Raw genomic sequence first — 12,485 nt, forward strand, 5'->3', positions numbered from 1 at the left:
ACATATAATCTTGTTTATGGTGTAGCTACATTACACACAATTCTCTTAAGTTTGTTTTATTTCTGTAACTTACAAGTTAAAAAGCTATGCGTTGGATTACCAAACCTTTACCCAATACTGAACTAGTAAACTCTTTGTCTAAATCCTTAGGAATAGACAAAATATTAGCACAGCTATTGGTACAAAGAGGAATTTATACGTTTGATGAAGCCAAAAGTTTTTTTAGACCCAACTTAGAAGAATTGCACAATCCTTTTTTAATGAAAGGAATGGAGCGAGCTGTAACTCGAATTTTTAGAGCCATAAAAAAACAAGAAAATATCATGGTTTTTGGAGATTATGATGTCGATGGAACCACAGCTGTTGCCCTAATGTCAACCTATTTGTTAAGCCTGTATCCTAATGTGGTTACTTACATTCCAGATCGATATACTGAAGGTTATGGAATTTCTTATCAAGGAATAGATTTTGCAGAAGACAACAACATCTCTTTAATTATTGCTTTAGATTGTGGGATAAAAGCTATAGACAAAATAGCTTATGCAAAAGAAAAAAACATTGATTTTATTATTTGTGATCATCATAGGCCCGGAGCAACAGTTCCCGATGCTGTAGCAGTGCTAGACCCAAAACAAAAAGATTGTAATTATCCTTATGATGAATTGTCGGGGTGTGGAGTAGGTTTTAAGTTGATTCAGGCAATAGCACAAGTACAAGAGCAACCATTTTCAGATTTAATTCCATACTTAGATTTATTGGCCATTAGTATTGCAGCAGATATTGTACCTATTAATGGAGAAAATAGAATTTTAGCCTATCACGGTCTTAAAGTTATTAATAGCAATCCAAGACCCGGAGTTAAAGCTATTTTAGAGCAAGTACAGAAAAAAGAATTGACCATTACCGATGTAGTATTTATCATTGCTCCTAGAATTAATGCAGCAGGAAGAATGAAACAAGGAATTCATGCCGTTGAATTGTTAACAGAAACAGATCAAAATTTAGCACAAAAATTTGCTAGAGAAATAGACCAATACAACTTAGATAGAAAAGAATTAGACAAAAAAATTACTGATGAAGCTTTGCAACAAATTAGAGAAAATAAGGAAGAACAAAACAGTGCAACTATTGTTTTTTCTGAAACTTGGCATAAAGGTGTTATTGGTATTGTTGCTTCTAGATTGATAGAAACCCATTACAAACCAACCTTAGTTTTTACCAAAAGTGGAAATAAATTAGCAGCATCGGCACGTTCTGTAAAAGGTTTTGATGTGTACAATGCCTTAGAGGCTTGCTCCGAACACATAGAGCAGTTCGGTGGGCATATGTACGCTGCAGGGTTGACTTTATTGCCAGAAAATTATCAGTCTTTTAAACAGACTTTTGAAAAAGTAGTGAAAGAAACGCTACCTAAAGAATTAACAACTCCTGAGATTTCTATAGATGCTGAGGTTGACTTGGTAGATTTGAATCCGAAGTTTTATAGAATTTTAGCTCAATTTGCTCCTTTTGGACCTGCAAATATGAAGCCTGTATTTAAAGCATCGGCACTAAGAGATAATGGTTACGGAAAAAGAATAGGAAAGGTAGAAAAGGAAGGAGACTTGCCAGAACACTTGCGTTTACATATTATATATGGTGCCGATGAAAGAACTTACAATGCTATTGGCTTCGGAATGGGAGATCGAATAAAAATTATTGAAAATTCCGAAACTTTTGATGCTGTTTTTACTCTGGAAGAAAACTGTTGGAATGGGTACACGTCTTTGCAATTAATGCTAAAAGATATCAAAGGAAATAGTTGATTTTTGTTTGTGATACTTTTGCATTAGGGATTACCGAACTCTAGTAGTTTTAAAACGGTTTTCCAATTTCTTGTAGTAGTATTCATTTTTAGTTTTTTTTCAAAAAAAAGATTGCTAAACTTAGACTGATGGTATTTGCCTTTACAGCAAATAAACACATCTTTGTTGCTAATTTTAAAAACATCAGTCTCATCATTATAAGAAAGAAGAGTAGCCAAGTTTTCGGAGCTAGGTGTTTCTTTTAAAAATGTTAAGTGCAAGTTGCTAACATCTGTTTGATTGTTGTAAAAAGGGTTGTTGTGTACAGATTTTTGCAATTCAGCAATAGATCTTATGATAACGGGAACTTTAAAATGAAAGGTTTTTAAAATTGCATCTTCAATCAAAATTTCTAAATCAGAATTTTTTTGGTTAGAGGTGAAAAGTATATTGCCACTTTGGATGTAAGTAGAAACATCTCTAAGGTTTAGATTTTTACACATCAACTTCAAATCAGCCATTAAAATTTTTCGTTTTCCAGCTACATTGATTCCCCTTAAAATTGCAACTTTTAAATCCATTATATTCTTATTATAAATAATACACTAGCTAAAAAACATTACCAGTTTACCCCAATACCAAAGGTAAAACGCAATCCCTCTTTACTATTAAAAAAGTTAAAATTTGCTTTGGTAGCACCAGGTGCACTTGCCCATAAGGTAGTTCCGTAAGCTACGTGCCATCGGTCAGAATCTTCGTTAGGTAACCAAACTCGTCCGTAATCATAACCCAAAGATATTCCGTAAGTCAATGGTAAAATTGGTGTGATAATTTCATCAATAGTATAGCGTAAATTGGTGTTCTGTACAAAGCTTTGTTTTCCTGCAAAACGTTCGTTTCTAAAACCACGCAACCCATTGTTACCTCCAATAAAAGCAGATTGGTAAGGCATAAACTCTGTTGGTCCTATGTTTATTTGTGTTCTAATTTTACTGTTTAGGATCCATTTATTATCTAAAGACAATGGATGTACCATTCCGATGTTGGTTTTAATAAAAATCAGTGAGTTTCCTTTAACCGTGTTGTAATCCCAACCTGGATTTAGCTGAAATTCAAAACCTCTAGTTGCCAAAGAGGTATTATCTTGGTTTTGGTAGGTAAGTTTTGTATTGATTCCTGTAAAAAGTTGATCTTTGAATGTAGCAGGAGCAAAAGTGTCTATAAATCTGTTGTTTGTATTTTCTATTTCATAAACTTTTAGAGGAATGGTAATTGCCACAGAAGCTCCTTTTTGATTCTCCCATTTCATTCCCAATTCAATTTTTTTAATTTCAGTTTTTACACGGTTGTAGTTTAGCCCCTTGTTATTGTCAACATTTACTGTGTTGTTCCCAAATCCAAAAAAGTTGTTGCTAAAGTTAGAGCTGGTAAGTCGGGTGTTAACTAGTCCATTCCAGTTGTTTAGATAGGTAGCAAACTCACTGCTATGAGAAAAATCAAAACCTTGGGTTGCAGTATAGTATTTTGCGCTTACATAATGCTTGTTGGTAAAAGGTTGCCTATTGTACCCTAAATAAGTTCTGTTTAATGCAGCACCAAAAGCAAAACCATCGTCTGGGTTAAAAGCTACTAAGGGAATTATTGTTTGTGTATGATCTTTCACTTTTCGATATTGATAAATATTGTTGTTATACCTGTCCGAAAGGTGTTTTTTTATATTACCATCATAGGTGTTTTTTTTACTGATAAAATCATGCACACGCACTTTTTTTGCTGATTTTTCTACGTGATATGTGTCGTTATTTTGTCCACCAATCAATCTAATTTTTGGACTATTTGTAGCTGTGTTTATCACATAAAATATATCATCGTCATCCAAACCGTATACCCATATTTCTTGCGTGTTTCTATTGTTAAATTCCTTAAAAAAATGCAAGTCTTCTTTTTTACCATCTTTTAAGTTAAAAACCTTAATGATAGTTTTGTTTTTAGTAGCTGATATTTCAAAATATTCATCTTTGTCGGTTCCTTTTACAATCGCAAATTTTTCTAAAAGACTTCTGTATTCTTGGGCAATTTCTTCTACGTGATCTCTTCTGTATTTCAAGATTTTTTTAATTTTTTTTATGTGATGATCTTGCAATACAGGTGCTAACTTGCTAAAGGCTTTCTCAATTACATCGTCTGTTAGTTGGTTTTTAATAAACGTAGCTTGTTGGTTCCATACGTCGTAAGAACTTTCTTGTAGTAAAGAAATATCCATAGGGTAGGGTTCGTCATTAAATTTAAACAAGTTTCGGATGTCTTTATCGTAGGTTTGCATCAGTTTAATAGGATCTACCAAAGTGGTTAAAGATTCTAATATAAACCCATCATAATTAGAAAAAGCTTGGTCTCTATCTCTAGGAATTGGTTTAAAGGTTTTCTTTTTTCCATCCTTAAAAACTGCCCATCTCCATTGGTCAACATGTCTGTCCCAGTCTCCCAAAATCATATCAAACAAACGAGCCGTAATGTAATTTTTCTCGTCCAATTTGTTTCTTTTATGTTCTCTTAGTTCAGCAAACAAATCATCGGTACTGATAATATCATCTGGAAAACCAAAAGATTTTAAATCTGTATGATGATCTTCAGGACGTTCTTCTATCATATATAAAGCATCACCAAATTCATCATCGTAAGGAATTAAGGTGTTTTGTCTAGGCACATAAAACAGTCTAGGATTGGTATGTAAAACTCCAATAGGATCGGATAAATCATCAATAACAAAAGGAGTATAAGGATGTGCCGAAGTATAGAAATCGTATAGTAAATTTTCGGTGTACGTTCCTTCCATTTTTTTGCTGATGTAGTCTTTTTTAAAAGCTACAGTTTGTAAAAAACGGATGGCACTTTTTTTTAAGGCTCTCATTACATATTGCTTACCATTTTTATCTTTTAATCGTAAAGATTTAGATTGATGTCCTCCCCCTTTTTTTACTAAAGATAAACCACCGTATAGCGTATCTAACAACACCGATGGAGCCCAAATTTCTTTGCTGTAAACATCTCTATAGTGCTTGCCCCATAAAGATTTGTAAAGTTTATTTTTGTCGGTCAATTCATTAGGATAGATTTGGGCTTTTACCATTTTGGGAATTGAAGCTGTAGCGTATTTTGTCTGCTTATGAGACTCTGTTGAGTTAAAAACAGTAGCTTTAAATACAGATTCTTGATTGCTTATAAAATTGGCAATAACCTCTTTATTAGGATATATACTAAGTTTTACATAACCGTTTTCACCATAACTAAAACCAGGTTCTTTACCTAAATAGGTAGGCGACTTTTTAGAGCCAGATCCGCTAACAATTTGTGGAATTCCGTCTTGATGCAAATATTGCAAACTATGATCGTGACCCGATACAAACATTAAATGCGAATGTTCTTTAGCCAAAGTACTAACTCTCTGAACCAATTCATTGTACCTGTATGCTTGAATGTCTTGAGAATTTAGTCCACTAGTCTTTCTAAGCAATTGGTAAAAACTACCTAGCACAGGCAAAGGTATGTTTGCATTAAAAGGAAAAAGATGTTGTTTAACTGAAGAAGCACCACCGTGTACTCCTAGGGTTTTCATAGGATGATGCAAAGCCAACAATGTTACCTTATCCTGACTTTTGTTGATAAGCCCCTCTAACTCTACAAAGAATTTTTCTCGAGTTTTAATTTCATCACACTTATCGTTCATTTTTGGGTGTTGATCCCAATCGGTAATGTACCATTGTGAGTCTATAATTATAATTTCTATAGCATCGGTTAAATGTACTACCTCTAGCGGACATCCATTTTCGGGTAAAAAGGTGTTTTTTCCTAAAGCATCCTCTACAAACTTTTCCTGTTCTTTGAGGCCATCCAAACCGTAATACCAGTCGTGATTACCAGGAATAAAAATAGTTTGTCCTTTAAAGTTTGTAACCGTTTTTAGTTGAGCCTCTAATCTTTTAATTCCGTCTTTTTGTTTTTTCTGATGATTGGGATGCAAGCCTCTTGGATAAATATTATCACCCAAAAAAATAACGGTTGCGTTTTTTTTTCTTCTTGTAATTCTTGTGCTAAATTTTGTAAGTTCTGATTGCTTTGTGGACTATTACCAGCATCACCTATAAGGTATATATGATGAGCTTTTGTTTTACTTTTTGGCTGAATTTTTTGCCAGTTTTGATGTGAATCAGAAATTTGTTTTTTATACGTGGCACAATTCACTAAAGTTAGAAAAGCAAGAAAATAAAAAGATTTTTTTTTATATATTAACTTCATTGTTTTTTTCATATAAAGAGGCAATTAAAAGTAACTTATATTTTTAATACTTTTGGTAAAACACAAACAAAAATTATGAAATCTCCTGTAGTAGATTCTGCTGAATTGTATGTAGTCAATTATTTAAAACACAACCTGCCCACAGGTACACTTTACCACGGGATATCTCATACACAAGATGTCGTAGATGCTGTTAAAACCTTAATAAAAGAAGAAAAAATTTCTAATGATGAGGCTGAATGTGTGTTGATTGCTGCTTGGTTTCATGATGTAGGTTATGCCAAAGGAAGCGATGCGCATGAAGAAAGAAGCATAGAAGAAGCTGTTGGTTTTTTAAAAGATCATGAGTACCCTGATGATAAAATAAAAAAAGTGATCGGTTGTATAAGAGCAACACAAATGCCACAAGAACCTAAAACCAAAATAGAAAAAATTATTTGTGATGCAGATTTGGTACATGTAGCTACAACTTCTTTTGAAGATAGCAGCAAGTTGTTACGTGCAGAATGGGAACTTCTAGAAGGTAAAACATTAACGGATGTAGAATGGTTTCAGTGCAATTCTGATTTTTTAAGAGGACATAAATTTTATACCAATTTTGCCTTTAGGCATTGGAGTGCAATGAAAGCTTCTAATTTAGCAGCAAATGAAAAAAAATTAAAGAATGCCATCCAGAAAGAAGACGATGCACTGCTAAAGAGAGAGAAAAAAATACTAAAAGCATCCAAAAAAGAAGTCAATAAAAAAGAGCAAGCTGGTAAAACGATTGAAACAATGTATCGTGTTACGTTAAAAAATCATATAAAATTAAGCGACATTGCCGATACCAAAGCCAATATATTATTAAGTGTGAATGCTATTATTTTATCGCTAGCACTGGCCAATTTATTTCCTAAATTAGATAAAGTAGACAACCAATACTTAATTATTCCTACAATTATATTTTTAATAACAGCGGTTGTGTCTATTGTATTTGCTGTACTTTCTACCAGACCCAAGGTTACATCGGGCACGTTTACCCAACAAGATATAGAAGATAAAAAAGTAAACTTACTGTTTTTTGGAAATTTTCATAAAATGCCTTTAGACGTTTTTGATAAAGGAATGTTTACTTTAATGGAAGACAAAGAATATTTGTACAAGTCGCTAAACAAAGACTTGTATTTTTTAGGTGTTGTGTTGGCTAAAAAATACAAGCTTTTAAGGTTAACCTATGCTGTTTTTATGGTAGGAATTGTAGTTTCTGTAATTTCTTTCGGAATTGCATTTTACAATTTAGGATTGCAATAGAATAGATTAGGACAATAGCTTTGTTGCATCTAAAAGATTTTTAAACGATATATCTTCTTGATGTCTTTTGTCAAAATTGATAGGGATTCTTAAGGCTTTTAAACCAGAAACACCTTGTAAATCTTCAATTTCAAGAAACTCAAGATCACCTTTAAAATAATCTAGTTTTTTTAAGTAATCTATGTATTTAAGGTATTCTTGCAAATCATGCTCATGTGTGTAAACAATGGCAATTTTTCCTTGTTCCGTAAGTCTTTCCTGACTTCCTTTTAGATATGATTTGTCAATTCTTTTTTTGATGATTTCATAACGCATATTATAAGCTCCATCAACATCAAATTTTTTCTCGTCCATTCTAAACTTAATGTCTAATGGAAGCGAATGTACTAGAATTAAAGAGGTTACTTGTAAACTAATTTCAGAATGTTCCGCATCAATTCTTTTAGCTATGTATTCTAATTCGCATTGTTGTTGTAGTTGCCAAAGTCTTAAGTTCTGAATGTACAATTCGTGAAACTTTTTTTCTTTGGTAATGCTTTCTCCAATGTAAATGTTATAATCCAAGCCATCTGTTTTAAAACGTTCGTAATAATGAGGAAAATAATTTTGGACTTCTACCTGTGCTTCGTCTAGGTGTTTTGCCAAGGCAGAGTTTAAATGGGTAATAAACTCTTCGTAAGCTTTTCTCTTTTTGTAAACAATTTTATGATTTGGGTCAATCTCGGCTTCGTATTTTTCAATCAATCCTTTTAGTTTTGGGTTGATGGTTTTTACGTGTTCTAAGACTGGATATATATCGTTCTTTAGCAACTCGGTCACTTGAAGCTCGTCTGTAGTTTTAATTTCTCCTTTAATAGAAGCTAAGGTTTTTCTTAGTCTATGAATGGTTTGAGAGTAAACAATTAGATTTTCTTTTTGAAAAATATTTTCAAAAAGAGCTATGGTTTGCTCTAGTTGATAGGTTAAATCTTCTTGAATAGCTAAATTTCTTGCATCAGAAGAACCTTTTACATCGCATTGTCCGTATATAGGATATACGTTTTTAAAAGAGATGTCTTTAAATTTAGGGCTCCCATTTTCGGTTAGCTTTTCTATGTAAGCTTCGGCAGCATTGTAAAACTTCCATTTTACACTAGAGTGGATACTGGTGTAATTTTCTTGAATTATAGATTCTAGCAAATTATGACGATCGTCCATAGCACGTTCTACCGTTATAGACAATACAGGAATAATGTCTTTTAATTTGTTAGCATTAATAGAGTTCAGTTCGTATGCATTTGGTGAACCGACTTCTAAAATGGCCATAAAATCTTCGTTTAAATTTATGGGAACAAGAATAATACTTTTGATTTTGTTTTTTGAAATAGCCTTATACAGCTTGTTTTGGCCTATTGTTCTACCGTAGTTTTCAATATCTGTAATGGTTGTAATTTGTGACGATTTAAAAACCTGCTCTAAAATAGTGGTGCAAAAATGATCTTCTAATGAGGGACAAAAACCGTTGGTAATTATGCTAAAGTCATTAAAAGCCAAATGATTTTGCATGTTCTTTTCTGTTTTACTGTACATAGAAATTCCCAACTTAATACAGTCAATTCCAAATAGTTTTTGGATGTGTTTTTCTAAGTGAGTAAACCCATCAATATCTCTTTTGATCAATGTGTTTTTTATATCAGAAATAATTTCGTCTTGAGTTACATCAAACAAGTTCATCATTCCAAATCCTTTAAAAATATAGGAGTTCGGAGGAAATTTTTCTTTCCAAACCTCTATGTTATCAAAGTTATCCATCAAAACTTTTACATCTTCTTGCGTTATGTTTGGGGTGTGTTCTTGTTTTTTAATTACGGCAAAATCTGCATTAAATAAAGCTCTGTAGCTTTTTAAGGTGTTGTTTTTTTTGTCTGGAATTTCAAAAAAGAAAGGACGTTTAAAATCGATATGTATTCCATAACAGTAGCTTAAAATATATACGCAGGTTAAAATGTAAATATTTTCTAGTTGTGAATCTCTGATATCAAAAATAAAATCATCACCAGCATTGTCTATAATATTTCTAAATCTTTTGGAAAGCATAAAGCTTGTCATGTCAAAAGGAATAGAAGCAGCTTTAATTTCGTTAGTTTGTAATAATTCAGGAAATAACAAACTCAATAATTTTTGAATTTGTTTATCGTAAGTATGTAGCAGATTAAAATCTGTAAATCCCTCTCTTAAAACAGGATATTGATTCATTTCCTCTAGCAGTTTGATAGAAGAATCGTACAATACACACTCTTTGTTTAAAGACTGCTTTTCTAAATACTCATAAATTTTTTCAAAACTTATATGAATCTGTATGGGTAATTCTTTGTTTTTTATAGAGCTTTTTAAGATGTGCATAGTTTAGTTAGGTATATTCTTGTATGGAATATACCAATTTTAGGTCGAAAAAATGATAAAAACTAACAGATACTGTTCTTATTTTTGTCTAAAATAGATGGTAATAGGAACTCCGCTAAAATTGTAAATTTCTCTCATTTTGTTTTCAATAAATCGCTTGTAAGGATCACGAATGTATTGTGGTAAATTGGCAAAAAAAGCGAACTGAGGTGTAGGTGTAGGGAGTTGCATACAGTATTTTATTTTAATGTATTTCCCTTTAACTGCAGGTGGTGGATAGTTTTCTATAACCTCTAGCATAGTTTCGTTTAGTTTGCTTGTAGGAATTCTATGGGAACGGTTTTTATGTACTTCTACAGCAGTTTCTAGAGCTTTTAATAAGCGTTGTTTGGTAATTGTTGAGGTAAAAATAATAGGAACATCAGTAAACGGAGCAATTTCTTTTCGCACCATTTCTTCGTATTTTTTCATGGTATTGGTTTCTTTGCTTACCAAATCCCATTTGTTGATAAGGATAACAATTCCTTTTCTGTTTTTTTGAGCTAGCCAAAAAATGTTTTGATCTTGTCCTTCAAAACCTCTGTCTGCATCGACCATTAGAATAGCCACGTCACAATATTCTATAGCTCTTACAGCTCTCATTACAGAATAGAATTCTATGTCTTCTTTTACCTTAGATTTTTTTCTAATACCAGCGGTATCAACAAGTTTAAAATCAAAACCAAATTTATTGTAAACAGTATCTATGGTATCTCTTGTGGTACCTGCAATATCGGTTACAATATTTCTGTCTTTACCCGTTAAAGCATTAATAAAAGAAGATTTTCCAGCATTGGGCCTACCTACTACGGCAAACTTGGGCAATTCATAAGATTCTTCTTTAGTTTCGCTTTCTTCTTGGTTTGGCATTTCTTGTATCAATGCATCCAGCAATTCTCCAGTTCCACTACCGTTAATAGAAGAAATTGTGTAAAAATCTCCTAACCCCAAATTATAAAACTCAAAAGCATCTGCTTCTCGCAAAGCATTGTCTACTTTGTTGATAGCGACAAACACAGGCTTTTGAGTTTTTCTTAGTAAGTTGGCTACAATTTCGTCCAAAGGCGTAATTCCAGCAGTTACATCAACAACAAAGACAATAATATCACACTCGTCTAAAGCCAGTAGTACTTGTTTTCTGATTTCTTCTTCAAAAATATCATCAGATCCTTCTACATAACCTCCTGTATCTATTAAAGAAAATTCTTTACCATTCCAATCACTTTTACCGTAATGACGATCTCGTGTTACTCCACTCATATCATCAACAATGGCTTCTCTACGTTGAATTAGACGATTGAATAAGGTTGATTTTCCTACGTTAGGTCTACCTACTATAGCTACAATGTTGTTCATGAAACATAAATTTTGTGCAAAGATACGCAAAAATGTATGTTTGCGTGTGTAACTATTTTAAACAGTAGTTTCTTTGAACTTTTTCTTAACTCTACTTAAGGATTCTGGTTTTACACCTAGATAGCTTGCAATATGATATAAAGGAATTCGAGCTACTATTTCTGGTCGATTTTTCTTTAAATCAGTGTACAATTCTTCTATTGTAAAAGTTTTTTTAAGTTCCTCGTTTTCTAAAAGCTTGGCATAATTTAACAAGTAAAAATTAAGCGTAGCTTCTGTAAAAACAGGACATTTTTTTAAAATGGTTTTAAAAGCCTTTTGCGAAACTTCAATCAACTCAGTTTTTTCTATTGCCTGAACACTGGTTTTGGAGTTTAAATCATTCATAATTTGATGAATTTCTCCTATCCAGTCTTCCTCAAAAGCAAAATGCCTGTTGTGTTGGTTTTTTGCCTCGTCTTCGATAAAAATACGAACAGAACCTTTAAGAATATATGCCAAAGATGTTTGTGAATCATCTTTTTTGTAAAAGTATTCTTTTTTGTTTAATTTTCTGAAAGTAATCAAATCTGCAATAACGTCAATCTCTTTTTGCGGTAGGCTTACATTTCTTTGGTTGTAATAATTTAAAATTTTATCAAGCATTACTTTTTGTTTTAGGGGTTTAGTTGTAATACTTTTTCATAGAAAACGGTGCAAATCTAATAAATGTCTTCGAGATAATTGATATGTATTTTATCTTTAATTTTTTGTTTGATTTAACTGTTTTCGTATCCTACTTAAAGATTCTGGCTTAATACTTAAATAGGATGCAATTTGAAAAAGAGGTATTTTTTTATCTATTCCGGGATGTGTTTTTAATAACTGTTGGTAGTTTTCTGCTGCGGTTAAGCTTTTTTTCTGCTTTTCGTTTTTTGCTAATGAGTATTTTTCTGCGGCAGAAATTTCTAATATAATGCTAGTGGTGACAGGACATTGTGCAACCAAAATTTCAAAATCATTTTTGCTAAATATCAAAACTTCGCTTTTTTCTATAGCTTGTACACTGTACAAAGCAGGTTTTTCATGCATCAATTCAAACAAGTCAACAACCCACCAATTTTGATAAGCAAATCGTCTTATGTGTTCTGTTGCTTTGGTGTCTGTATAAAACTCTCGCAAAATTCCTTTTAATACAAATGCACCATGTTTGGGAGTTTTGTCTTCTTGATATAAAAATTCACCTTTTTGCAGTGTATAAGGTCTTGCTAATTGTTTAAGAATGTCGATCTCACCTTGTGGAATTTCTTTAGTTTTGGTAAGAAAGTCTATGATTTGATGTGACATTTTAAAGTTGAT

General features: G+C 32.4%; 9 protein-coding genes. 2 read left to right on the forward strand and 7 right to left on the reverse strand.

Annotated elements, in window-relative coordinates:
• Window positions 1–86: 86 nt before the first annotated feature.
• Complete coding sequence (gene recJ / locus FS85_RS0108485; RefSeq protein WP_010135764.1) at window positions 87–1,805, forward strand: single-stranded-DNA-specific exonuclease RecJ; 1,719 nt, start codon at window positions 87–89, stop codon at window positions 1,803–1,805.
• A gap of 23 nt (window positions 1,806–1,828) precedes the next feature.
• Here recJ and FS85_RS0108490 read toward each other — a convergent pair whose 3' ends face one another.
• From FS85_RS0108490 to FS85_RS16120, 3 genes are read right to left on the reverse strand one after another with little or no spacing between them, the layout of a single operon-like run.
• Window positions 1,829–2,365 carry a DUF1697 domain-containing protein gene (locus FS85_RS0108490; protein ID WP_010135765.1) on the reverse strand — a complete coding sequence of 179 codons (537 nt, stop codon included), beginning with the start codon at window positions 2,363–2,365 and terminating at the stop codon, window positions 1,829–1,831.
• A gap of 38 nt (window positions 2,366–2,403) precedes the next feature.
• The gene (locus FS85_RS15940) at window positions 2,404–5,832 is read right to left on the reverse strand and encodes a metallophosphoesterase family protein (RefSeq protein ID WP_071585711.1); all 3,429 of its coding nucleotides are present in this window, start codon (window positions 5,830–5,832) and stop codon (window positions 2,404–2,406) included.
• Window positions 5,757–6,092 (reverse strand): hypothetical protein, encoded by a 336-nt coding sequence (locus tag FS85_RS16120; RefSeq protein ID WP_050809636.1) that lies wholly within the window; start codon window positions 6,090–6,092, stop codon window positions 5,757–5,759. The genes FS85_RS15940 and FS85_RS16120 overlap by 76 nt, the downstream gene beginning before the upstream one ends.
• A gap of 63 nt (window positions 6,093–6,155) precedes the next feature.
• Here FS85_RS16120 and FS85_RS0108500 point away from each other — a divergent pair, with 63 nt between their 5' ends.
• Window positions 6,156–7,370, forward strand: a complete 1,215-nt coding sequence (locus tag FS85_RS0108500; protein ID WP_010135769.1) for a Pycsar system effector family protein — start codon at window positions 6,156–6,158, stop codon at window positions 7,368–7,370.
• Between the two features lie 6 nt (window positions 7,371–7,376).
• Here FS85_RS0108500 and FS85_RS0108505 read toward each other — a convergent pair whose 3' ends face one another.
• The 4 genes from FS85_RS0108505 to FS85_RS0108520 form a co-directional block, all read right to left on the reverse strand.
• Window positions 7,377–9,752: a GAF domain-containing protein gene (locus tag FS85_RS0108505; RefSeq protein WP_010135770.1), complete on the reverse strand. Its 2,376-nt coding sequence runs from the start codon at window positions 9,750–9,752 to the stop codon at window positions 7,377–7,379.
• A 78-nt stretch (window positions 9,753–9,830) separates the two neighbouring features.
• Window positions 9,831–11,147: a ribosome biogenesis GTPase Der gene (gene der / locus FS85_RS0108510; protein WP_010135771.1), complete on the reverse strand. Its 1,317-nt coding sequence runs from the start codon at window positions 11,145–11,147 to the stop codon at window positions 9,831–9,833.
• 57 nt (window positions 11,148–11,204) lie between these two features.
• On the reverse strand, window positions 11,205–11,792 hold the full coding sequence (locus FS85_RS0108515) for a Crp/Fnr family transcriptional regulator (protein ID WP_010135772.1): 588 nt from the start codon (window positions 11,790–11,792) through the stop codon (window positions 11,205–11,207).
• Window positions 11,793–11,888: 96 nt separating this feature from the next.
• Window positions 11,889–12,473 (reverse strand): Crp/Fnr family transcriptional regulator, encoded by a 585-nt coding sequence (locus tag FS85_RS0108520; RefSeq protein WP_010135774.1) that lies wholly within the window; start codon window positions 12,471–12,473, stop codon window positions 11,889–11,891.
• Between the last annotated feature and the right edge of the window lie 12 nt (window positions 12,474–12,485).

Origin of the sequence: Ochrovirga pacifica, assembly GCF_000220525.1 — a bacterium.
Classification (GTDB): Bacteria; Bacteroidota; Bacteroidia; order Flavobacteriales; family Flavobacteriaceae; genus Ochrovirga; species Ochrovirga pacifica.

Bases quoted from the DNA above. Each gene is read 5' to 3' on its own strand.
- recJ (WP_010135764.1), top strand. From the start codon at position 87: ATGCGTTGGATTACCAAACCTTTACCCAATACTGAACTAGTAAACTCT.
- FS85_RS0108490 (WP_010135765.1), bottom strand. From the start codon at position 2,365: ATGGATTTAAAAGTTGCAATTTTAAGGGGAATCAATGTAGCTGGAAAA.
- FS85_RS16120 (WP_050809636.1), bottom strand. From the start codon at position 6,092: ATGAAAAAAACAATGAAGTTAATATATAAAAAAAAATCTTTTTATTTT.
- FS85_RS0108500 (WP_010135769.1), top strand. From the start codon at position 6,156: ATGAAATCTCCTGTAGTAGATTCTGCTGAATTGTATGTAGTCAATTAT.
- FS85_RS0108505 (WP_010135770.1), bottom strand. From the start codon at position 9,752: ATGCACATCTTAAAAAGCTCTATAAAAAACAAAGAATTACCCATACAG.
- der (WP_010135771.1), bottom strand. From the start codon at position 11,147: ATGAACAACATTGTAGCTATAGTAGGTAGACCTAACGTAGGAAAATCA.
- FS85_RS0108515 (WP_010135772.1), bottom strand. From the start codon at position 11,792: ATGCTTGATAAAATTTTAAATTATTACAACCAAAGAAATGTAAGCCTA.
- FS85_RS0108520 (WP_010135774.1), bottom strand. From the start codon at position 12,473: ATGTCACATCAAATCATAGACTTTCTTACCAAAACTAAAGAAATTCCA.